The sequence below is a fragment of the Psychrobacter sp. I-STPA6b genome (assembly GCF_020662265.1).
GTDB lineage: Bacteria > Pseudomonadota > Gammaproteobacteria > Pseudomonadales > Moraxellaceae > Psychrobacter.
The window spans coordinates 69,061-92,960 of record NZ_VEWM01000010.1; the positions used below are offsets into that span (position 1 = coordinate 69,061).

Consider the following 23,900-nt stretch of genomic DNA (forward strand, 5'->3'; position numbering starts at 1 on the left):
TACAAGGTGAAAGAATATGGATACTTATTTAATTGTCAAAACCCTACATATTTTATCGGCAACCTTGATTATGGGAACGGGATTGGGAACAGCGTTTTATCTGTTTATGGTCAATCGTAGCGACAGTGTGCCTGCTCAAGCAGTGGTGAGTAAGTGGGTATGTAAGGCAGATTGGTGGTTTACCACGCCTGCGGTGATTTTTCAGCCATTATCTGGATTGTGGCTTGCCAAGCAAATGCATATGCCAATGAGTGCGACATGGATTTGGCTAACGTTGGCATTATTTGTGTTTGCAGGGGTGTGTTGGCTACCTGTCGTAGTGTGGCAAATTCAAATGCGAAATATTGCCAATGAGGCTTATAAGGCAGGTGAAAGTAAGCTACCCAAACGCTATTGGCAGTTAGCTAGACGTTGGGAAACTTTGGGTTATCCAGCCTTTACTGCGGTGGTAGTGATATTCTTTTTAATGGTATTAAAGCCAATGTAATCAATTAAGCATGTTGATTGTTTCACGTGAAACTTTTGATGGCTACTCAAAGTATACTGCAAATCATAAATGACAAAACAGGAAATAAAAATATGAAACCTTTTAATAAGCAAGCCAACGTTAAGCCAAGCCATACAACCACTACACCCATCACCATGTATTACGATGACGCTTGTGTGATATGCAGTACGGAGGCAAAAAATATGCAGTCACGTAACCCAACTGGCATACGCCTTATACCTGTCGATGTTGGTATTGAGGAGCTAAATAAGGCAGGGTTTAGCCGAGAGGACGCCATGACTTATTTATGTGTGCAAGATGGTGCAGGGCAGTGGTATACACACATGGAGGCGGTGCGACAACTGTATAAAACCGCAGGGATAAAACATGCCAACTGGCTATATTTGCCTGTCATTAAACAAGCAGGTGATTTTGTTTATCCGTTTATTGCTCGTAACCGTTATCGCTTTCCTGATTGGTTGGTAGTCATGCTGTATGGTGAGGCGGTAAAAAATGAGTGCCAAGATGGGGGGTGCAAATTGCCAATAAGTGAACGTTTAAAGAATAAATAAAAGTGAGTAAAGAAAAATGACCATTTTACTATTGGGTAGCTCGGGATTTATCGGGCGACAAGTTAAGCAAATACTTGAGCAAATGGGGCATGATTTGCGTCTGCCTACTCATCAGCAGATAGATTTTAAGAGTCTTGATTTGCCCACCAATCAGCAAAATCTTATTAAGCTTTTAACAGGTGTGGAGGTGGTCATTAATATGGTGGGTATTATGAGCAGTGATACAGATGAGCTTGAGCAAGTACATCATCATAGCCCTGTACGTTTAGCTAAACTTGCCAAAAGTTTGGGGGTGAAACGCTGGGTAAATTTATCGGCATTGGGGGCAGATAGCAATCATCAGGTGGCATTTTTGGCTAGTAAAGGTCGGGGTGATAGGGCGTTGCAAAGCCTCGCCAATGATGATTTTTCAGTCGCTATTGCTAGACCCTCATTGGTGTTTGGGCATACAGCTCAGCAGTATGGGGCAAGCGGTGCGATGTTTATTAAGCTGGCTAAACTGCCTGTGTTGTGTCTGCCGAATGCAGGTCAGTTTCACATACAACCTGTGTATGTCAATGAGGTGGCAGAGGGGTTGGTTAAGTTGGCAACGATAAAGCAATTTACCCATGATTGTCCAGCAATGGTGGTCGATTTTACTGGCAAAACAGTCACCACATTAGCTGAATATCTACAAATGATACGCCAAATTATTCACCAAAAACCACCATCAACCATTATTAATCTACCAATGGCATGGGCAAAAATGGGCATGGCATTGATTAAGCCGTTTAGCTTATTCATGCCCAATAGTATGTTAAGCACTGACAGTTTGACCTTATTAGAATATGGCTCGGTAGCAGATTATCAAGCGTTTACTCAATTATTAGGACATGAGCCAATGGGTTATAAAGAGTTTTTAGCAGTTTTTTAATTTATCGTCAAAGAACTACTAAACAGCTACGGTGTTGTCCTCACTTGATGTACTGATTGTACTATCTTCACTCGGTCGCCTTGTATCTATTTTAGTCTTCTTTGACTATACAAATTTCTGTTTTTACAGAAATAAATATAAGAATGTAAAAAAGGAATAAAGCCATGTCATCAATTACTACTAAAATAAATCAGCCAGCAAAAACAAAACCCATCATTGAATGGCAAGATTTACGTCAATTAAGTCGTATGCAGGTGCTAAAAAATATTTTATTTCCCATTCCTTTTTTGATGTTATTTTGGTTTTGTTTGGCACAAAATTGGTGGCTAATGGCATTTGTGCTGGCATTTTTTAGTTTTAGTGCCTGTTTTCGTTTGACGCATGATTGTTATCATCGCAGTTTGGGCTTGTCGAAAACGGTAACGCATACGCTATTATTTATTTTAAGCGGTATGATGTTTTGTAGTACCCATGCCATTCACCATACCCACCTGCAACACCATCGTGAGACGCTAAGTGATGATGATATTGAGGGGACATGGGCAAGATTGCCGTGGTATATTGCGTTATTTGCAGGGGTTGTATTTACCATCAAAGTTCAGTGGGCAGGATTTGCTCAGTCTCGCCCATCTCAACAAAGATTGGTCATCATTGATTTACTGATTCTTATCAGTTTGTTGGTGGTGGCAGTTATCACCATGCACCCTATTTTATTGGCACATATTGCAATCATGCTATTGGGTAATACATTGGTGGGATTTTTTGGGGTGTGGTTATTGCATCATGATTTAGATGAGGGTTTTGCTGAAAATGCTAAAAAGGACATGCCTGCTCGTAGTGAGCGTAATTGGCTTATCAATTTGCTAACCTTTGGGCAGTTTTATCATAATGAACATCATTTATACCCTGCTGTCCCCACTGATAATCTGCACAAATTGGCACAAAGGCTAGATAGCTTATCACTTATCAAGCCAATACCCGTTATACCTTTTTTACCGCAGTCTTGTTTAACACAGACCTGTTTATCAAAGCCTTGTTTGTCTAGCTTAGAGAAGATAAAACAACTAAAGCTACCACAGCAAGTGCTAAAGGTTAGGTCTTAGATGAGCGTTTAGACTGAACCAAACCCACAACCAAACTAATTACCCCAACCATTAACGATAAGAAAAACCCAGTCAATAGCGTTGCCAACAAGGCATATAAAAAGGGTTGTTGGTGGATATTAACCAGTTGTTCCACGATAGCGACGGCCCCCATACCTGCCCACATTTCAGGTGCAATAGGCAGACTAATAAACGTACCAATATTAAGCAGTTGTAATCCTGCCTTGATATACACCCCTGTGATAAGGGCTTTGTGAGCTGTTTTGTGTTGATGCTTAAGCAGATAGCCATCAAACAGGGTATAAGCGACAATAAAACAAGCGACCCCAACCACCATACCTAAAATATAAGGGGTAGATTGATTAAAAACTATCGCCCAAATAAAGCTGGCAATGGCATTGACCACCACCCAAAATGTCCAAAATCCAAAACGGTATTGCATGATCATATCCCAGTTATAAATTATAAAAGTGAATATTTTTATATTCATATTAAAGAATAACAAAAAAGCCGACAATCATGTCGGCTTTTATCATCAGTAGTGAAAAAATAGTTTTTAAGCTAGATACCAGCTGCAGCTTTAAAAGCAGCTTCGTCATAGTCATCACCATGAGTGACAACAACTGCTGTACCGTCTACACTGACGTTGACAAATTTTACACCTTGTACACCTTCCGTCTTTTTAACCAACTCTTGTGCAGCTTCTTTATCAATGGCATTAATTTCATATTTAGTTTGTGGCATAACTATAATCCTTATTTTTCTATAACCAATACTAAAAGCATCAAGCACCTTTGTTATAGGTAAAGCTTGCTACTCCAAATGCAAGTTATTTTTGATATGTGGCTCTAGTATTGATATCAATTGATTTTTTGATTTCATGAGTTATATGCTAGACACATAAACTCACATATTATTAGAAGTTACTCGACAAAGTACATTTTACTTATGCACTATTGTAACATTAAATACTTTAACAAATAGCCATAGTCTTAGGTAGACTGCTTATCTGTATATATGACTTTTCATCACAGTATTCATCTTTCGCTCATAGTTTAAACGCAGTTTTATCATATTTTTTTGACTGTCTAACACCTTTTGCAAAATTAGCAAACTATTGTTTTGTTTTTGTCTAAGTTCTATATGCACTTTTCATAGATTCACTATCTACTCTACCCCGTATACCCATACTAAACCCTATCAATATTGCTAAGAACCATAAAATATCAAGCAAAGTTACCGAATCACTAATAAATAATCTGCCTGAAGGCTTGAAATTTACCTATATCATCTTTATCAACTTGCTATACGGCATTATAGCTATATTTATGATTATGCCTTTTTATCATTATAGTCCGGTATCACAACGACTTATATTTAAATAACAAGCAGTTTTACAACTTTACAATCTTAATAGTTATAGGAGTTATTATGAGCGAGCAAGCCCCAAACCATCAGTACGATACCAAAGACCCCAAAGCAGCGCAAAGCAACATTGAGCATGATGAGTCTATCCTTGAATCAACTATTGAAGAGTTTGATCCCGCCAGTAATTCAGGTGATGAAGCAACCATCAAAAATGATATCAATCTTGACGCATTTCAGGCACGTATTGCTGAGCTGGAAGATGAGGTGAAATCTGCTAAAGAAGGACAAGCCCGCGCCAATGCTGAAGCATATAATGCACAAAGACGCATGGAGCAGGAAACAGAGAAAAGCAAAAAATTTGCTCTACAAAAATTTGCCAAAGAGCTGTTAGAAGTAGTCGATAACCTTGAACGTGCCATTGTCAGTGTGCAGCAAGATGATGATGCAGACGATGCCATTATGGAAGGAGTAAAGCTGACTCATAAATCGCTACTAAATGTACTAAATAAACATGGTGTACAAGTAGTTGACCCACAAGGTGAAAAATTTAATGCTGATTTGCATGAAGCTGTAGGCATTGATCCAAATGCAGAAGCAGATACTGTCGGTGAAGTCTTACAAAAAGGTTATACCTTGCATGACCGACTACTACGCCCTGCCATGGTGCGTGTTGGTCAATAAATAATCGTAGCTTATATATAGGTAGTAAATTGTGTTTATGAAACCTTAAAGTCACCATAATTGACCATCGTAGATAAAAGGTTTTCACAAAAAGATACATAAAAATATTAAGTGACTGATAATTTTACTTGAAAAATTCGCTCACTAAACCGATATATCTAAGCAAGACAAGATAACTCTAAACTGCTTGCAACACTGATAAAGCCTTTAATGAATGACAAGATTTTGTCAGTTGTAGCATGTTAAAGAGATCTTTTGATAAACAATTAATTAAAAAACTGGAGTATATTTTATGGCTAAAGTAATTGGTATTGACCTAGGTACAACTAACTCATGTGTTGCCGTCATGGAAGGTGATAATGTTAAAGTCATCGAAAACGCTGAAGGTACACGCACAACCCCATCTATCGTTGCTTACAAAGATGGTGAAATTTTAGTCGGTCAAGCAGCAAAACGCCAAGCTGTAACCAATCCTAAAAACACATTATTCGCTATTAAGCGTTTGATTGGTCGTCGCTTTGATGACAAAGTAGTACAAAAAGATATCGGTATGGTACCTTATAAAATCGTCAAAGCAGACAATGGCGATGCATGGGTAGAAGTAAACGACAAAAAAATGGCACCACCACAGATTTCTGCTGAAATCTTGAAAAAAATGAAGAAAACAGCAGAAGACTATTTAGGTGAAGCGGTTACTGAAGCAGTGGTTACTGTCCCTGCTTACTTTAACGATAGCCAACGTCAAGCAACTAAAGATGCGGGTAAAATCGCTGGTCTTGATGTAAAACGTATTATCAATGAGCCAACTGCGGCTGCATTGGCATACGGTATGGATAAGAAAAAAGGTGACCGTACGGTTGCTGTCTATGACTTAGGTGGTGGTACTTTTGACGTATCAATCATTGAAATTGCTGATGTGGATGGTGAGCAACAGTTTGAAGTGCTATCAACCAATGGTGACACCTTCTTAGGTGGTGAGGACTTTGACTTAGCATTAATCGACTACTTGGTAGAAGAGTTTAAAAAAGAGCAAGACTTTAACTTAAAAGGTGACCCTCTTGCGATGCAGCGTCTAAAAGAAGCCGCTGAAAAAGCTAAAATTGAGCTGTCTTCTGCACAAAGCACAGAGATTAACTTGCCTTATATCACTGCTGACGCATCTGGCCCTAAGCACTTGGTTATCACCATCAGCCGCTCAAAACTTGAAGCACTGACTGAAGAATTAGTACAACGTACTATGGAGCCTTGTAAAGTAGCACTTGAAGATGCAGGTCTTAGCAAAGGTGACATTAATGATGTGATTTTGGTTGGTGGTCAGACTCGTATGCCACTGGTACAACAAAAGGTAGAAGAGTTCTTCGGTCAAGAGCCACGTAAAGATGTGAACCCTGATGAAGCAGTTGCTGTTGGTGCAGCAATTCAAGGTGCGGTACTATCTGGTGACAAAACAGACGTATTGTTATTAGACGTGACACCATTGACACTTGGTATTGAAACAATGGGTGGTGTGATGACACCAATCATTGAGAAAAACACCATGATTCCAACTAAGAAATCACAAGTGTTCTCTACTGCTGAAGATAACCAGCCAGCAGTAACTATCCAAGTGTATCAAGGTGAGCGTAAAGTTGCGTCACAAAACAAACTACTTGGACGTTTTGACTTAACAGATATCCCACCAGCACCTCGTGGACTACCACAAATTGAAGTAACTTTCGACATCAACGCTGACGGTATCATGAATATCTCTGCTAAAGATAAAGGTACAGGTAAAGCACAAAGTATCCAAATTAAAGCAGACTCTGGTCTATCAGATGAAGAAATCGAACAAATGGTACGTGATGCAGAAGCCAATGCAGCCGAAGATGAAAAATTCGCTGCCCTAGCTCAGGTACGTAATGAGGCAGATGGTCGCATCCATGCTATCCAAAAAGCACTAAAAGAAGCTGGCGATAAAGTCACTGATGATGAGAAAGCAACGGTTGAATCAGCCATCAGTGATTTAGAAGCAGCGACTAAAGAAGATGACCATGATGACATCAAGTCTAAGCTAGAAGCTCTTGATAATGCCTTCTTACCAATCAGCCAAAAAATCTATGCTGATGCCGGTGCGGGCGCTGAAGGTGTAGACCCAAGCCAGTTCCAGCAAGGTGCTGGTGAGCAAGCCTCAGCAAACAAAGCTGATGATGACGTGGTCGATGCTGAGTTTACTGAAGTCAAAGATGACAATAAGTAAGGCTGAAATTATCATTTAAACTTCAATAAGTTATAAAAAACGCACCAAAGTAGGTGCGTTTTTTGTTGCCAAATTATCAGCCATTACTCATTTAGCAACAAATGTAACAAATAATTTCATAAACCCTGCTTTGTAACTTCACCGACTTGAAATACTTGCAAATCTTAACGCCGATACAATCAAACTGCGACAGATAATCAAGAATACTTTGTTAATATAGTCTCATCGATATTAGGCACAGGCATCTACTTACTAAGCCTCGTTATATGCTTAATATCTTAACTAGAGGAGTTAAACATGAATACATTACAAAAATCATTAATTGCACTAGCCGCCGGTTCATTACTAAGCGTTGGCGCACAAGCCGCTGTATTTGGTAACGGTTATACTGGACAACCTTATGTTGGTGTCAAAGTTGGTCAAATTGATCCAAAACCAAATACTGGTGATTTAGACAAAGCAACAGCATACGGTGTATATGCAGGTTATAACTTTGATCCTAATTTTGGTGCAGAGGTTGAGTACTTAGGCTCTGATGACTCTGACTATAGCCATACCCAAAATGGTATCACTAAAACAGGTGAAGGTGATGCAAAAACCTACGGCGCATACGGTACTTACCGTTATTATGTCCCAAATGCTAATGGACTATACGCTAAAGGTAAGCTAGGTATTGCTAAAACTGATATCTCAGCATCTGCTTCAAAAATTGCTGGTGTTGAAGTTTCAAAAACCAGCACTGATGAAAGCTCAACTGGTCTAGCTGGTGGTGTTGGTATCGGCTTTGCACCAAGTCAAAATCTTGGTATTGAAGCAGAATACTCTAAAATTGGTGACAAAGCTGATTTAGTTAGTGTTGGCGCTCACCTAAAATTCTAAGTCTCTGACTTAGGGTAGTAAAAAGGAAACGACTACTTCGGTAGTCGTTTTTTTATGGTTAACGTCATAAAACTTCACTATATTTTATGCTACATTAAGTATTGAGATAAAGTATTTATCAATAGGGGTATTTTATGATGATTGAACCATGGCATTGGCTGGTCTTGGGTATGATACTCATCATCGCTGAAATGTTTTTGCCAACGTTTGCAAGCCTTTGGTTTGGGATTGCAGCCATTATTGTGGCGCTACTGGCATGGCTATTACCATTGTCTATACTATGGCAGGTCATCATCTGGCTATCTCTCTCTGTGATTATGGCTCTGGCATGGTTTAAATACATCAAGCCATTATCTGTTGATCGTACTAAAGCAGGGCTAGGTGGTAGTGTTATCATCGGTGAGACAGGTATGATTGTGGTCAAACCGCAACCAGAAAAACTGGGAAAAGTTCGCTTTAGTGTCCCGATTGTCGGTGCTGATGAATGGCTATGCCGTACTCGTGATGAAGTCGTCGAAGTGGGTGACCGAGTGACTGTCATTGATATCACAGGTAATGAGCTTATTGTCAGTCCTACCAAAACTTTAAAGCCCTAAAATTAAAACCTTAACATAATTCATCAAAGTGCAAACTCACCACTGTTTAATATCTGAAATATGATCGTTATAGCATGACAAAGAAAGTTTAAAAGGAGTATACAATGGGTGGCTTAAGTACAGTCATGATGGTGTTAATCGCCCTTGTGGTATTTACTGTCTATAAAGGGGTACGCATCGTACCACAAGGCTACAAATGGATAGTGCAACGCTTGGGTAAATATCACCAAACCCTAGAGCCAGGGCTTAATATCATCATTCCCTATGTTGATGATGTGGCTTATAAAGTCACCACCAAAGATATTGTACTAGACATTCCTAGCCAAGAAGTCATTACCCGAGATAACGTGGTCATCATTGCCAATGCGGTGGCATATATCAATATCGTCCAGCCAGAGCGAGCGGTATATGGTATTGAAGATTATGAATATGGTATTCGTAATCTGGTACAAACCTCTTTACGCTCTATCATCGGTGAGATGGACTTAGACAATGCTTTATCTAGCCGTGACCAAATCAAAGCGCAACTTAAACAAGCCATTTCTGAAGATATTTCTGATTGGGGCATCACGCTAAAAACCGTTGAAATCCAAGACATTAACCCCTCTTCAACCATGCAAATGGCGATGGAAGAGCAAGCAGCAGCCGAGCGTCAACGCCGTGCTACTGTGACCCGTGCTGATGGTCAAAAACAAGCAGCTATTTTAGAAGCTGATGGTCGTCTAGAAGCCTCTCGCCGTGATGCTGAAGCACAAGTGGTCTTGGCAAAAGGTTCAGAGAAATCTATCCGCCTAATTACTGAAGCGATGGGTGAAGAAGAAATGCCTGTGGTCTATCTACTTGGTGAGCAGTACATCAAAGCCATGCGAGAGCTTGCCGAGTCAGATAATGCCAAAACTGTGGTATTACCTGCCGATATTCTAAATACCGTTAAAGGTATGGTTGGTGATAAGTTTAAATAAGCCATAACACACCAAACAACTTAACGAAAAGCCCATTTATCACAAAAGATGAATGGGCTTTTTTCTGCTACAATTTCTTTAATATCCGTTATTTAGTCATTCTTTGACTATGGTTTTTGCCAAATCATATATCAAGTAGGGCAAGTGTCATCATTTATATTGAGACTTGCTATAAAATACAATGATTTGGGATTCTCTGACATAGGTCTTTATATGAATATCCAGCCACCACCTCATGATGCCAATAATATTAATAACATCAACAATAGCCATGATGCCTTTATACAACCGACTGACCTACAAGTATGGACATCTGATGTCAATATGGGCAGTTTGGCGCAACAGGAGCTCATACCACGTTTACAAGCCATTGTTGGGCAGGAGTTTGTCCTAACCGATGAAGCACAAACCCTACCCTATCGGCAAGGCTATCGCTTTGGTGAAGGTCGTGCATTGGCGGTGGTAAAACCTGCCGATTTGTGGCAACAGTGGCAGGTCTTAGAGGCTTGTGTGGCAGCCGATGTGATGATTATTACCCAAGCAGCAAACACAGGGCTAACTGGTGGCTCAACACCTGCTGGAGAGATTTATGAGCGTGAAGTAGTGATTATTAACACCTTACGCATTGATGGCATTCAATTGATTAATGATGCCAAAGAGGTGATTTGTCTGGCAGGTAGCACCCTAAACGAGCTAGAAAAAACGCTCAAACCACACCAACGTGAGCCACATTCTGTTATTGGCTCATCGTGTATTGGGGCATCAGTACTCGGTGGGGTGTGTAACAACTCGGGCGGCGCATTGGTACAGCGAGGACCTGCCTATACGGAAATGGCATTATACGCACATTTAGACAGCGAAGGGCGACTGCACTTAGTCAATCATTTGGGCGTACATCTGGGCGAAGACGTACAAACCGTTATGCGTACCCTACAACAAGGGGACTATAAGGATAAGGACATCGAATCAGCAGTTGGTGTGGGGCATGACCATCATTATTGTCAGCATGTGCGACAAATTGATGAGCCCACCCCTGCCCGCTTTAATGCTGACCCATCACGCCTACATGAAGCCTCTGGCTGTGCAGGTAAACTGATGGTATTTGCTGTCCGCTTAGACACCTTTCCACTAGAAAGCCAATCGCAAGTCTTTTATATCGGCAGTAATGATGCCAATGAATTTAATGATATCCGACGCACTGTTTTGGCAACATTTAAAAACTTGCCCATCTCAGGTGAATATATTCACCGTGATGCCTATGATATTGCTGCCAAATATGGCAAAGACACCTTTTGGGTGATTAAAAAATTCGGTACTCATAACCTACCAAAGATGTTTGCTCTAAAAAATAAAATAGATAGAGTTGGCAATCGCTTTGGCTTTTTACCCAAGCATTTATCTGACCGTGTCATGCAAATGTTTAGCCACTTCTTGCCACAACACTTACCCAAATCAATGCAAGATTATCGTAACCGCTATCAACATCATTTAATCTTAAAAATGGGCGGTGAAGGAATCAAAGAAGCTCAAGACTTTTTGCAAAGCTACTTTGCAGATAACACAAAAGATGGGGGCTTTTTTGTATGTAATGAGACAGAAGCTCAGGCTGCCATGCTACACCGATTTGCAGTCGCTGGTGCTGCGGTACGCTATCGGGCAGTGCATCATGATGAGGTAGAAGACATTGTGGCGTTAGACATTGCCCTGCGTCGTAACGACCGTGAGTGGCAAGAGGTACTACCTAATGAGATTGAAGATAAGCTTATCCATAAGTTGTACTATGGGCATTTTTTCTGCCATGTGTTCCATCAAGACTATTTGGTCAAAAAAGGTGTGAACTGCCATCAGCTAGAGGAGCAGATGTTAGCATTGCTTGATAAGCGTGGGGCAAAATATCCTGCGGAGCATAACGTCGGGCATTTATACACTGCTGAGCCATCATTACAAAACTTTTATCAATACGTTGACCCAACCAACAGCTTTAATGCAGGTATTGGTAAAACATCTGCATTAAAACATTGGCGGTAAATTCTAACCATTATGTATTTGGGTATTGGATATTAGGTATTCGGCAGTGCCTCCACTTGCCGTTTGTAAAAATCTAACACATCGGTGGTAAAGTCTTTCATTACCCATTTGCCCCAAAATCCTGCATAGGCATTGATATTGGTGGTGATACGATAATTTACCGTAAAGGTTAGCTTAGAGGTATGTGGGTCGATGGCGGTAATGTCGTATTGCCCCAATAGCAATTTAAAATGCTCACCATTAATGGTGACATGGTCGTCAAGTGCACCACTAGGCACAGAATCAGGATAAAACTTAAACTGCCAGCGAAGTTGCTGATTGGGGATTTGTGAAATGATGGGCTCATCAAAATAAATGCCTTTATGCCACTCACATTTACGTACTGCTTGTCCATTTTCCCAGACCGTCTGAGCCGACTTTGGCGTTGGTACACCTAACAATGGCAACAGCTTGCTATGCTGATAAAACTGCTGTGGCTCAATGTTTTCGACATGATTGATGGCTTGCCAGATTTGCTCAGGGGTTGCCTGAATGACAAGGCTTTGCTGGTGCTGATAAGTATGCGACTGCTCTGCCCATGGCATAAATAATACTAACAATGGCAACAACACCACACTATGTAAGACATGGCTTTTCCAAATCTTTTGGCAAAACCAGCGCATGCTAAATGCCCCTAACAAGAGCAACACAAAAATAGCAGGGCTTGCCATCACAATACAAATCACCCCTTCTCTTAAAATCGGCATAGAAATAATAATAATCGCCAACATCAACCAACAAATAGCTTTAAAAATCTGCCCACTGGAGACGGGGTTCTGATAACTGACAAAGTAACTGACCCACGCTCCCAAAAAAAAGGGTACGCCCAATAAAAATTGACCACTTAATAATCTCTCATAACCATGAGCAATGGCATAACAAAATATAAATACCATTAATGCCGATAACACCGTTGCAGGTAAGAGCTTTAGTCGTCGTGAACGAGGTAAATAGACCAATTTACCAAAAGAAAATTTAGGCTGTTGAACGGTAGTAGGTGGGGCGTATAGATTGTCTTCTGCTAAATCAGCTTTATCTGTTTTTTGTGTATCTGGTTGCTGATTCGCTGTTTGCTTGGCTATTTGCTTGGTTGTGTCATCTTTATTAGAATCAGAAGGTTGATTGGTTGGGTTGCTCATGTCAGTCACCATGCTTTATGGTCGTTATAGTCGACTCAATATAAAACTGTTACTTTGTCAGCCTCATTCGCAGTACTACATGTACACCTTCACTCGGCTTCCTCGTAACAGTATTATCTTGAATCAACTATATTATTATTTGAGTTGTTATTTCTTTATATTCTATAATTTCTGTATATACAGAAATATAATAACAAACATACCTGAGATTAGGATAATAAGCAAGCCATAAAATTAGCCATGTTTAAATTAATTGTAAAACCAGTTTAAGCATGGCAAGATTAGCTATTGTCTACTCACTATAAACGATAGTAAAGGCAGGTATTTAATTAAATCACCTTTGAAAACCGCCCCTGCTCTTTACTTGCCAAATAACTATCAAACACCATCGCCACATTGCGAGCAAGCAAGCGACCTTTGGGTAAAATACGAATACCCATTGCGTCCATATCTATCAGCTTGTCTTGTTGCATATCCCCTAATGCCTGTATCTCATTGATAAAAAAGGTAATCGCATCAATGCCAAACTTCTGATTCACATCTTTAAAATCAATATAATCATGACACAACAAATTCATAATCACATAGGCACGCAAGCGGTCTTGGATAGAAGTTTTAATATGTTTGACCGCAGGCAATTGACCATTATTAATCGCCGTTTGATAGTCATCGAGTGACACATCATTTTGCAGAATATGACTGGCATGAGAGCTATATAAAGTGCTGTTAATTTGGCTGATAGCTGATACCCCAAAGCCCAACAAATCACAATCACCCATCAGCGTATAACCCTGAAAATTACGGTGCAATTTGCCGTCACGCTGGGCGATGGCAAGCTCATCATCAGGGCGGGCAAAATGGTCAATACCAATATATTGATAGCCTGCCTCATTTAACGCCGTGATGGTGTTGCTAAACATGGTTAGCTTATCGCTTGGGCTGGGTAAATCCTCAGCTTTAATTTGCCGTTGTGCCTTAAAACGCTCGGGCAGATGAGCATAATTAAATATCGACAAGCGGTCAGGTTGCATCTCAATAATACGAGTCACAGTATCTTGTAAGCTGTCTATGCTTTGATGGGGCAATCCATAAATCAAATCCATATTAATTGAGCCAAAGCCAAGCTGTCGTGCCTCAGTCATCACTTGACGGATAAGCGATTCAGGTTGTACTCGATTAACAGCAATTTGTACCATTTCATTTAAATCCTGCACCCCAAAACTAAGCCGATTAAATTCCAGTTTACGCAATGTCTTAAGCGTATTATCGCCCAATTCTCTGGGGTCAATCTCAATCGAATAATCACCAGCATTTTCCCCCTCAGTGGGAGCAAACTCAAATTGTGTCTGCAAAAATTGCCACAGTTGTACTAATTCATCATCACTTAAAAAAGTTGGCGTACCACCGCCCAAATGTAGTTGTTTAACAAATGGTTTGCCCGTAGCAGATATCTCTTGTGGGGCAGGTTTTAGCAATGCCCGTTTGCGTTTAATTTCAGCAAATAGATAATCTAAATAATCACCTGAGTCGCTGTTTTTTTTGGTAATGATTTTATTGCAAGCACAGTAATAGCAAAGGTGGCGACAAAACGGAATATGAAAATATAGCGATAACGGCGTTTGTGGGTCACGCTCTGCCAATATTTGTGCTTCAACGCCTTCATGAATGGGCTTAAATTCTAATGCGGTTGGATATGAAGTATAACGAGGTCCTGAGCGGTTATACTTTTGGATAAGCTGGTCATCAAAAATTAAGGGCTGAGTAGCGGGGCTATTCTCAAATTGACGGCGGGCATAAGGATTGCTTGGCTCACTGATGGGGCGTTGGGTGCTGGGCTGTTCAACTGCTGAGGAGGAAAAAGGATTGGCTTGCGGTGAAGACATGGCTATTCCTTGACGCTAGGGTTTGTGGGTGATAACTATGGGTAATGGCTATTATAACAAACCCTAGCAAAAAACTAAGATGGCTATTTATGCCACTTACTCAGCTCATGTCATACTGCTTTTCTAATGCCATCGCTTGTTGCAAACTTGGCAAGCTCATTAAATGCTTGGCATAGTAGGCAATGTGTGGATAATCTGCCAACGCTTGTTTTTTATTCAGCATTAACACCACAAAAGACAACATAAAATCAGCCCCTGTTAATTTATCAGCGACCAGATAGCTTTTATTTGCCAAATTATCATTTAAATAATTCAAGACTTTGGATTTCTCTTTATCAATATATTGCAATAAAAACTGCGTGTCACGAATGCCTTCTTTAGCCACAAATACTTCCATTAAAATCGGTAACATCAGTGAGCTTTCAGCAAAATGTATCCATTGCAAATATTTGGCATACTCCATGCTATCAGCTTGTGGGCGTAAATCTGGAGCATAGCGGTCAATCAAAAACTCCACAATCGCTCCCGACTCGGCAACGACTTCGCCTTCTACCTCAATCACAGGCGACTTGCCCAATGGGTGAATGGCTTTGAGCGATTCAGTGGCAAGGTGGGTGACAGGGTCACGTTGGTGAGTGATGACCTCATAATCTATGTCATACTGGTTTTTTAGCACTTCTAATAACCATAAAATCCGCAATGAGCGAGATTGGTTAAGGTGGTGTAAACGTATCATGGACTGTTCCTATTGTCTGAAATGTTATATAAAATGAGTTATGCTAATTAGCAGTATGTCAAAATGTGATTAAATAATAAATAGTAAAACTAAAGCCATCACAGCAATAAAACAACATAAAAAATAGACCAGTCATCTAATATTATGTAAATAAACCCAAGGTAAACTTACTTAAGTTTTACCATAAAAAACCACCTGAAGGAAGGAAAATCCCATGAGTATATTATATGAAACCCAAGCCACTGTAACTGGTGGACGTGAAGGCGTTGCCAAACTAAATGACAGCGATTTAACCGTTAACCTTGTACCACCTGGTAGCAAAAAAGATGGCAACAACCCAGAGCAACTGTTTGCCATTGGTTATGCCTCTTGCTTTGATAGTGCCTTAAACGTGGTCAAACAGCAAAGCAAAGTCAAATTTGACAGCGAAACGCAGGTGACCATTCAACTCAATAAATTTTCTGATACAGATTATGGGCTATCAGGTCGTATTCATGTCATCGCCAGTAACACCGAATTATCAGCTGATGAAGTACAAAAAGCAGTAGAAACAGCACACCAAGTCTGCCCTTACTCAAAAGCCACCAAAGGTAATATTGACATCAGTGTGACTTCAGAAGTGAAATAAAACGCAGTTTATATTTTGTTTTTTGTGAATGTTTAATAGATAGCCAAAGGTTTTAATCACTTTTGGCTATTTATTTTTATTGCCAACTAATTTTTGATTGTTAGGCGAAATTTAAGGAAAAATTATGAGTCAAAACACGCCAGCCAGTGAGGTATTAACCCAACTATTAAAACAGCGTTATTCTTGCCGTCAATTTCTACCTAAAACGGTTGAACATAGCACCATTGAGGCAATCTTAGCCGATGCCCAACTCTCGCCCTCAAACTGCAATACCCAACCTTGGCAAGTGCATATCGTTTCAGGTGATACCCTAAAAAAACTTAGCCAAACCATGCTCCAAAAGGCAAAACAGCAAGCCTATTCGATGGATTTTACTGCCAGTGTAGAGGATTATTTTGGGGTATTTAAACAGCGTCATCATGATATGTCATCACGCTATTATCAGGCTCAAGGCATTGAGCGTGACGATACGCAGGCTCGGCAAGCAGAGATTGCCCGTAACTTTACTTTTTTTGATGCCCCACATGCAGTATTTATGTTTATGCCTATTTTTGGTGATGGTATTCGTTCGGCGGTGGATTTGGGGATTTATACCCAGAGCTTTTTATTATCGCTAACCGCTCGAGGCTTGGCAGGTGTACCGCAAGGGATATTAAGCTTTTTTGCTGACGATGTGCGTAAGATTTTGGGCGTATCTGATGAGTTTAAGTTGGCTCATGGTATCTCGTTTGGTTATGCTGATGAATCTGCCCCTGTGAATAGCCGATTTATGGAACGTGTGCCTGTCAGCGAGAGTGTGACGTTTCATGAGTGATTGGTCATGAATAATTGGTTATGTCTAAACCTACTTAATTAGCCTTTATAGAAAGAGCAAAAAATACTGCCCTTAATACCTCAGTCCTATATAATCTTATGGCATTAAATATATAGGATTGGGTGATTATGCAAAGCGGAAAAGTTAAACATTATAATGCAGAGAAAGGCTATGGCTTTATTGATGTGGATAATCAAAGTGAAGATGTATTTTTTCACATTAGTAAATGGAAATTGTCGCAACCACCTCAGGTAGGACAACAAATTTATTTTGATAGTCAAAGAAATGATAAAAACCAACTGCGAGCCACCAAAGTAACGGCAACACCAAACAACCAATCATCGTCAACTTCTGGTGCAAAACGACACTCTTCATCGCAGAAAAAGCAGAACAGACAGCATCGCAATCAGCATCAAAACCAACACCAACACCAACACCAACACCAACACCAAAAAAATAATCCCAAAAAAGGGATATTAAGCACTGTATTTAGCTTAATTATTTTGCTTGCCATTGCTGTTTATGCCTTTCCTAATTTAAAAGCCAAGTTTTTTCAGGACAATGATTCAGCTAATACGACAACACAGTACACCTATACATCGTCCTCATCACAGCCTACCGCTAATACACAAAGCAATACAATTACTGGTGACCCACAGGTTGACCAGACCATCCATCTAATCCAACAAGGTGGACCTTTTCCCTATCCAGAAAAAGATGGCACGACCTTTTATAATCGAGAAGGCAGGCTACCGCAAAAAAGCCGTGGTTATTATAAAGAATATACCGTACCCACTCCGGGGGTTTCGCATCGTGGGGCAAGACGTATTGTGACAGGGGGGTATCCACCAGAGGTCTATTATCTCACTGTTAACCATTATGAAACCTTTAAAAAGTTAAATGTGGAGGCACAGTAAATGCAAAACGAGATACAAAACGAAATGCAAAGTCCATCAAACCAAGCCATTATTTATATTGATGCAAATAATCCTGATGCCATGAATACCCTACCTAAGCAGGCGACGCATTTACTTATTAAAGAAGTCGTTGATAAACAAACCTTACTGGCAAGTTTGGCACAGGCGGGGGAGTTTCCCAGTTATTTTGCTAATAATTGGGACAGTGCATGGGACTGCCTAACCGATAGCAATATTGAGCATTTAGTCCTTAATCTTAGTGAGGTTAAAAGGATAAATACAGAGGACTTTAATACCTTTAAAAACCTGATTGAAGATGCTTATATGGATTTTGGCAAGCCTCAGCTTTGGGTAATCGTAGCAGGTGATTAATGATTTTGATAAGAGGTTATGAAAAGTTCTGACAATACCATGACTAAACCCTCACTTGCTTAAAACAGAAAACTAAAGTAAAGTTTTTATTTATAGTCAAAGTAAGATAAAACGCTGTAAAAGTGGTTTTTCTCAAATATTCCATCACTGTTTCTAATAAAGTTTTTTGATAAAGAACATCGTTATTTGAGTTGTCTTTGATTGATTATTTTTATTCATAATAAAAGGTAACTCATGTCATTTGCTCAAGTCCATACCCGTTCCGTTGTTGGTCTACATGCCCCAGCCGTGATGGTCGAAGTACATTTATCACAAGGATTGCCTGCTTTAACCATTGTTGGCTTACCAGAGGCAGCGGTACGTGAAAGTAAAGATAGGGTACGCTCAGCGATTATCAACTCAAACTTTCAATTTCCCAACCGCCGTCTGACCATCAACCTTGCCCCTGCCGATTTACCCAAAGAAGGGGCAAGGCTAGATTTGCCAATAGCGATGGGAATTTTGGCAGCCAGTGGGCAGATTGATGCAGATATTTTGGAAAATTTTGAGTTTATTGGCGAGTTGGCATTAAATGGTGACCTACGCCAGATTACAGGCAGTTTGGCGGTTGCTCGAGCTATAAAAACTCACCAAAATCAAGGCACACAAAGTCAAGGTTTACAAAATAAAAGTAAACAACGTCAGCTTATCGTTCCAAAAGCCAATGCAGCAGAGGCAGCACGAGTGGCAGGGGTCGAGGTTTTAGGGGCAAATAATCTAACCGAGGTATGCCGTCATTTGGCGGTGGTGAGTGGTCAGCAACCAAACCAAAATGATAAGATTGAGATTGAACAGCCCAGTAGCATCCATACGCAAGTTCATTATAAAATTGACCTTGCCGATGTTAAAGGGCAACATCATGCCAGACGGGCGTTAGAGATTGCGGCAGCAGGTGGACATTCGCTATTGTTTATTGGACCTCCGGGGTCAGGTAAAACGCTGATGGCGTCACGCCTACCGACCATCTTGCCTGAGCTGAGCGATGAAGAGGCGTTAGAGGTTGCCAGCACTTATTCGGTGGCAGACACAGAATATCAATACGGCACACGCCCTTTTCGTGAAATTCACCATACCATTTCAGCAGTGGCATTGGTGGGTGGGGGTTCACGCCCCAAACCCGGTGAGATTACCCTTGCCGACAAAGGGGTTCTTTTTATTGATGAGATGCCAGAGTTTGACCGCAAAGTTTTGGAGGTTTTACGTCAGCCACTGGAATCTAAGCAAATCACTATTAGTCGAGCCAATTCACAAATAACCTTCCCTGCTAATTTTCAGCTTATTGCCGCCATGAACCCTTGTCCCTGTGGCTATCATGGCGACTTATCTAACCGTTGCCATTGCCGACCAGAACAAATTGCCCGTTATCAAGATAAAATCTCAGGACCACTGCTTGACCGCATTGACCTGCATGTCAGCGTTCCTGCTCTACCGTTAACGGACTTACAAAATGCGCAAAAAGGCGAAACCTCCGAAGTGGTACGCCAAAGAGTAGCAAAAGCTCATAGCAGACAGATGCAACGGCAAAATAAAGTGAACAATGAGCTAACCCCCAGTGAGCTTGATGAGCAAGCCAATCTCGGTGAGCCACAAAAACAGCTACTACAAACTGCCCAAGCTCGTCTGAATCTTTCTGCTCGGGGTTATCATCGGGTGCTCAGAGTTGCCCGTACTATTGCCGACCTTGCCGGCAGTGATATGATAGAAATCCCACATCTTAGCGAGGCATTAAGCTATCGTGGTAATTAAAAATTACTCCCAGCAATCAGCAATCAGCAATCAGCAATCAGCAATCAGCAATCAGCAATCAGCAATCAGCAATCAGCAATCAGCAATCAGCAATCAGCAATCAGCATAATAAAACCATATCCAGCATTAAAGAAATGGCATACAAATTCGACAAATTTTGTACTATTGTAGAATAGATATATGAATGATAAAATCAAAGAGCCTTAAATGGCACTTAACAACAGAAGCATCTACTAAAACATTAAAGACAACAAGTTTAATAACTAAGATGCCACTCTGCATAATATTAACTATAGACAAGGAAAATAAACATGAGTAACTTTAATTTCACTGATGCTCTAAAAATCCATGCCGACTGGAAATTCAAACTACGTGATGCCATTGCTGATCATGCACAACTGGACGATAAAAAAATCGCTAAAGATGATCAATGTGTATTAGGAAAGTGGTTACATGATCCTGAGACTAAAGCCGCTTATGGCAACCTAGAAAATTTCCAAGAATGTATCAAGGCTCATGCTCGCTTTCATTTAGCAGCATCTGAAGTTGCACGCTACATTAATATGGAAAACTATGATCATGCAACAGACTTACTAAAATCAGGAACAGAGTATGCCACTGCTAGCTCTGAGGTCGGGCTGGCGATTCATGAACTGCGTAAAGAAGTACAATCATAACCTCAACCTTAGATATAAATTCATTCTTCTCAAACAACAAGTGGGTTTAAGTTAACATTTTACTTAAACCCATTTTTAATGTTTAACAAACCCTATAAAAGACTGGGTTTTTTCTCTATTTTTAGGGGATTATGGATAAACAATCAAGGTATATCATTGTTTATTGACCCAAAAAATTATCATAAATTTTAAACTATAAGTACCAAATATAAATACCAAATATAAATACCAAATATAAATACTAAATTATAAGGACAACGCCATGACCACAGCCACCACCCTATATCACAATGGACATATCCTTACCATGGAAGGCGACAGCCCACAATATGCCCAAGCCCTTGTCACCCAAGCGGACAAAATCGTTTACGTTGGTGAATTAGCAGATGCCAAAACCACCTACCCACAAGCGACCCTAATTGACCTACATCAGCAAACCCTATTGCCCGCCTTTATCGACCCACACAGCCATTTTGCCTTAGTTTCCAATACCATGGGGCAAGTTAACCTCAGTCCCCCACCAATTGGACAAATCAGCACCATTGATGAGATGATGCAGGCGGTGAAACAATACAAAATTGATCAGCAAATCGCTGATGGCGAGTGGATATTTGGTTGGGGCTATGATGACAACGAGCTGACCCCAGCACGTCACCCAACCAAAGATGAGATTGACGCCGTATTACCCAACAACCCTGTATATCTACAACATACCAGCGGACACATGGGCGTGGCAAACTCCAAAGCCCTTGCTTTTATGAATATCACCGCCGACACCCCAAATCCCGAAGGCGGTAACATCGCTCATTATGATGACAGTAAAGAGCCAAACGGCTTGGTACAAGAAACCGCCATGTATCCCTTTATGCGTCACATGCTTGAGCTGTTTGCCCCAAAGCAGGGCGATTTTTTTATGCAAACCCAAGATTATTACATCAAACAAGGTGTCACCACCGCTCAAGATGGCTCAACCCCTCGTAATACCTTACATTTTTTCCAAGCTCAAGCCGATGCAGGCAAGCTAAAAATCGACCTTGTGGCATTAGCAGGGGTCAGTGATTTGGACGAAAATTTGGCGGATAATCAACTAAAATGGCAACATTACCAAAACGGCTTTAAAACCCAAGGTAGCAAAATCATTGCCGATGGTTCACCACAAGGCAAAACTGCCTATTTTACCAAGCCTTATCTGAGCAATATCCCAAGCTGTGGCTGTGGCGGTCACGCCCGAGGCATGCCAAGCCTGACCCAAGAGCAGATAAACGACATGTTTTACAAAGCCTATCAGCATGACAATCAACTGTTTATCCATAATAACGGTGACGCCGCCACCGACATGATTATCATCGCCCATGAATATGCTTGCCAAAAATTAAACCAACCTTTAGACAAAGACCGCCGTACCATTGCCGTTCATGCACAATTTATCCGCCCTGACCAACTCAAAAAACTGCAACAATACAACATTCAGCCCTCATTTTTTACCAATCATGCCTTTTTTTGGGGTGACGTGCATGTCAAAAATCTTGGCAAAGAGCGTGCCTACTCTTTAAGCCCGATGGCAACCGCACACAACATGGGCTTTAAATACACCAACCATTCAGACGACACCGTCACCCCTGTTAACCCCTTATTATCGGTATGGACAGCAGTGAACCGTACCTCACGCTCAGGACAAATCATCGGTGCAAACGAACGCATCACCCCGTATCAAGCTCTAAAAGCGGTCACCGAGCACGCCGCATATCAATACTTCGAAGAAGACAGCAAAGGCACATTGACGGTCGGCAAAGTTGCTGACTTGGTGATATTAGACAATAACCCACTGACCGTACCAGCCGACCGCATCAAAGACATTAAAGTAATGCAAACCATCAAAAATGGGCAAACCATTTATAACTGTCAATGATAACGGTCAAAAGTAGCTAATCTTGCCTTCTGCTTGTATCTGACAGCCTAGGCGGGGCGGTGGCACAAGCTGATACATTGCTGTTACCTCGACACTATCTCAGACTCTAGCCACCGCAACCCGCCCAGACTATCAGGATACCGCTACAGTCAAGGCTAAAAAGCACCACGTAAGCTAAGCCCGAGCAGGATATCCGCTACTGCAATTTGCGACAATGCAAATTCCCTTGCACTCGGGCAAAGCAGTGCTTTGCTATTTCCTCGCTCAGGCTAAAAAGCACCACGTAAGCCAAGTTCAAGCAGGATATCCGCTACTGCAATTTGCGATAATACAATTCCCTTGCACTTGAGCAAAGCAGTGCTTTGCTATCTCCTCGCTCAGGCTAAAAAGTATCACCTAAGCCAAGTTTTAAGCATTTGCTATGCTTGCTCAAGGCTATTGCTTAATCGCCTCAACCTGAATGCTCAATCGCACCTGCTTACTCATCCCCATTGCCACATACTTATCAATGCCCCAGTTAGTACGGTCAATCGTCGTAGTAAAATCACCACCACACACCGACTTTTTATACACAGGGCTAAAATAACAATTAAACTTTGTCGCCGTTAAGCTCACAGGGTGGGTGTTGCCGTGCATCGTCAAATTACCATCAACCTGCGTTACTTTCAGATTTCCATCACTGCTATCCCCATCATCAGCTTTAGCAAAATGCCACTGTGTTGACTCAAAAAGTGCTGTCGGATACTGCTCAACCGCAAAAAAATCCTCACTTTTTAAATGCTCATCAAACTTCTCATTACCTGTATTCAAATCCGTCATCGGAATGGTAATAGCAACTTTGCCAAACTGCTGTTTTGGGTCGTATTGCACTTCACCAGTTAGGTTATAAAACCCGCCTGTATTGGTCGAGGTATTAAAATGGTCGATAGCAAAACGTACATTGGCATGAGCAGGGTCAATCTCATAAGTGCTGACCTGACTCATATCGACCTGAGAAGTGTTATTGGCAGTGTCTTGGTTAGAGTTAGCTTGACTGCTACGGCTACTATCTTGCGTAATACTGGCACAACCCGCACCCGCCAGTATCGAAGTTAAAGCCAGTGTTATTAGTAACTTAGCTAAATACTTTGTAGCGTGATTCGTATGAGTTTGCATCGTATTTTTCCTTATTAATTA

General features: G+C 40.9%; 23 protein-coding genes. 17 read left to right on the forward strand and 6 right to left on the reverse strand.

Annotation, left to right across the window (positions count from 1 at the left end; all coding sequences use genetic code 11):
- The first annotated feature begins 16 nt into the window (after positions 1-16).
- The 4 genes from FHK88_RS00545 to FHK88_RS00560 all read left to right on the forward strand — a co-directional run bounded on the left by FHK88_RS00545 (position 17) and on the right by FHK88_RS00560 (position 3,075).
- Entirely contained in the window at positions 17-487 is a 471-nt protein-coding gene (locus FHK88_RS00545) for a DUF2269 family protein (RefSeq protein ID WP_227428836.1), read from the forward strand.
- A gap of 92 nt (positions 488-579) precedes the next feature.
- A complete protein-coding gene (locus FHK88_RS00550) occupies positions 580-1,059 on the forward strand; it encodes a thiol-disulfide oxidoreductase DCC family protein (protein WP_227428837.1) in 480 nt (159 codons plus the stop codon).
- A gap of 16 nt (positions 1,060-1,075) precedes the next feature.
- A complete protein-coding gene (locus FHK88_RS00555) occupies positions 1,076-1,972 on the forward strand; it encodes an NAD-dependent epimerase/dehydratase family protein (protein ID WP_227428838.1) in 897 nt (298 codons plus the stop codon).
- Positions 1,973-2,136: 164 nt separating this feature from the next.
- The gene (locus tag FHK88_RS00560; protein ID WP_227428839.1) at positions 2,137-3,075 is read left to right on the forward strand and encodes a fatty acid desaturase family protein; all 939 of its coding nucleotides are present in this window, start codon (positions 2,137-2,139) and stop codon (positions 3,073-3,075) included.
- Here the strand turns inward: FHK88_RS00560 and FHK88_RS00565 are convergent.
- Together FHK88_RS00565 and FHK88_RS00570 are read right to left on the reverse strand one after the other, a co-directional pair.
- Positions 3,065-3,517: a hypothetical protein gene (locus FHK88_RS00565; RefSeq protein WP_227428840.1), complete on the reverse strand. Its 453-nt coding sequence runs from the start codon at positions 3,515-3,517 to the stop codon at positions 3,065-3,067. The two genes, FHK88_RS00560 and FHK88_RS00565, sit on opposite strands and share 11 nt — an antisense overlap.
- 119 nt (positions 3,518-3,636) lie before the next feature.
- Positions 3,637-3,819, reverse strand: a complete 183-nt coding sequence (locus tag FHK88_RS00570; RefSeq protein ID WP_227428841.1) for a hypothetical protein — start codon at positions 3,817-3,819, stop codon at positions 3,637-3,639.
- Positions 3,820-4,506: 687 nt separating this feature from the next.
- On the opposite strand from FHK88_RS00570, the gene grpE reads away from it, so the two are divergent.
- From grpE to dld, 6 genes are all read left to right on the forward strand, one after another.
- Positions 4,507-5,124 carry a nucleotide exchange factor GrpE gene (grpE, locus tag FHK88_RS00575; protein WP_227428842.1) on the forward strand — a complete coding sequence of 206 codons (618 nt, stop codon included), beginning with the start codon at positions 4,507-4,509 and terminating at the stop codon, positions 5,122-5,124.
- Between the two features lie 292 nt (positions 5,125-5,416).
- Positions 5,417-7,360: a molecular chaperone DnaK gene (gene dnaK / locus FHK88_RS00580; protein WP_227428843.1), complete on the forward strand. Its 1,944-nt coding sequence runs from the start codon at positions 5,417-5,419 to the stop codon at positions 7,358-7,360.
- A gap of 297 nt (positions 7,361-7,657) precedes the next feature.
- A complete protein-coding gene (locus FHK88_RS00585; protein ID WP_227428844.1) occupies positions 7,658-8,239 on the forward strand; it encodes a porin family protein in 582 nt (193 codons plus the stop codon).
- Between the two features lie 134 nt (positions 8,240-8,373).
- Entirely contained in the window at positions 8,374-8,835 is a 462-nt protein-coding gene (locus tag FHK88_RS00590) for an NfeD family protein (protein WP_227428845.1), read from the forward strand.
- Between the two features lie 104 nt (positions 8,836-8,939).
- On the forward strand, positions 8,940-9,797 hold the full coding sequence (locus tag FHK88_RS00595; protein ID WP_227428846.1) for an SPFH domain-containing protein: 858 nt from the start codon (positions 8,940-8,942) through the stop codon (positions 9,795-9,797).
- Positions 9,798-10,121: 324 nt separating this feature from the next.
- Positions 10,122-11,825, forward strand: coding sequence for a D-lactate dehydrogenase (gene dld / locus FHK88_RS00600; protein WP_264480577.1), 1,704 nt, complete (start codon positions 10,122-10,124; stop codon positions 11,823-11,825).
- A 32-nt stretch (positions 11,826-11,857) separates the two neighbouring features.
- Here dld and FHK88_RS00605 read toward each other — a convergent pair whose 3' ends face one another.
- From FHK88_RS00605 to FHK88_RS00615, 3 genes are all read right to left on the reverse strand, one after another.
- Positions 11,858-13,003 (reverse strand): hypothetical protein, encoded by a 1,146-nt coding sequence (locus FHK88_RS00605; protein ID WP_227428847.1) that lies wholly within the window; start codon positions 13,001-13,003, stop codon positions 11,858-11,860.
- 329 nt (positions 13,004-13,332) lie between these two features.
- A complete protein-coding gene (hemN, locus tag FHK88_RS00610; RefSeq protein ID WP_264480568.1) occupies positions 13,333-14,886 on the reverse strand; it encodes an oxygen-independent coproporphyrinogen III oxidase in 1,554 nt (517 codons plus the stop codon).
- 100 nt (positions 14,887-14,986) lie between these two features.
- Positions 14,987-15,622, reverse strand: a complete 636-nt coding sequence (locus FHK88_RS00615; protein WP_227428848.1) for a glutathione S-transferase family protein — start codon at positions 15,620-15,622, stop codon at positions 14,987-14,989.
- A gap of 214 nt (positions 15,623-15,836) precedes the next feature.
- On the opposite strand from FHK88_RS00615, the gene FHK88_RS00620 reads away from it, so the two are divergent.
- The 7 genes from FHK88_RS00620 to FHK88_RS00655 all read left to right on the forward strand — a co-directional run bounded on the left by FHK88_RS00620 (position 15,837) and on the right by FHK88_RS00655 (position 22,724).
- Positions 15,837-16,250, forward strand: a complete 414-nt coding sequence (locus tag FHK88_RS00620; RefSeq protein WP_227428849.1) for an Ohr family peroxiredoxin — start codon at positions 15,837-15,839, stop codon at positions 16,248-16,250.
- Between the two features lie 124 nt (positions 16,251-16,374).
- Positions 16,375-17,064 (forward strand): nitroreductase, encoded by a 690-nt coding sequence (locus FHK88_RS00625; protein ID WP_227428850.1) that lies wholly within the window; start codon positions 16,375-16,377, stop codon positions 17,062-17,064.
- 128 nt (positions 17,065-17,192) lie between these two features.
- On the forward strand, positions 17,193-17,981 hold the full coding sequence (locus FHK88_RS14305; protein WP_319800140.1) for a ribonuclease domain-containing protein: 789 nt from the start codon (positions 17,193-17,195) through the stop codon (positions 17,979-17,981).
- Positions 17,982-18,353, forward strand: a complete 372-nt coding sequence (locus FHK88_RS00640) for a barstar family protein (RefSeq protein WP_227428851.1) — start codon at positions 17,982-17,984, stop codon at positions 18,351-18,353.
- Positions 18,354-18,587: 234 nt separating this feature from the next.
- Positions 18,588-20,138, forward strand: a complete 1,551-nt coding sequence (locus FHK88_RS00645) for a YifB family Mg chelatase-like AAA ATPase (RefSeq protein ID WP_227428852.1) — start codon at positions 18,588-18,590, stop codon at positions 20,136-20,138.
- Positions 20,139-20,449: 311 nt separating this feature from the next.
- Positions 20,450-20,815 carry a CZB domain-containing protein gene (locus tag FHK88_RS00650; protein ID WP_227428853.1) on the forward strand — a complete coding sequence of 122 codons (366 nt, stop codon included), beginning with the start codon at positions 20,450-20,452 and terminating at the stop codon, positions 20,813-20,815.
- A 262-nt stretch (positions 20,816-21,077) separates the two neighbouring features.
- Positions 21,078-22,724 (forward strand): amidohydrolase, encoded by a 1,647-nt coding sequence (locus FHK88_RS00655; RefSeq protein ID WP_227428854.1) that lies wholly within the window; start codon positions 21,078-21,080, stop codon positions 22,722-22,724.
- A 435-nt stretch (positions 22,725-23,159) separates the two neighbouring features.
- On the opposite strand, the gene FHK88_RS00660 is transcribed toward FHK88_RS00655, so the two are convergent.
- Positions 23,160-23,879: a YceI family protein gene (locus tag FHK88_RS00660; protein ID WP_264480569.1), complete on the reverse strand. Its 720-nt coding sequence runs from the start codon at positions 23,877-23,879 to the stop codon at positions 23,160-23,162.
- Positions 23,880-23,900 lie beyond the last annotated feature (21 nt).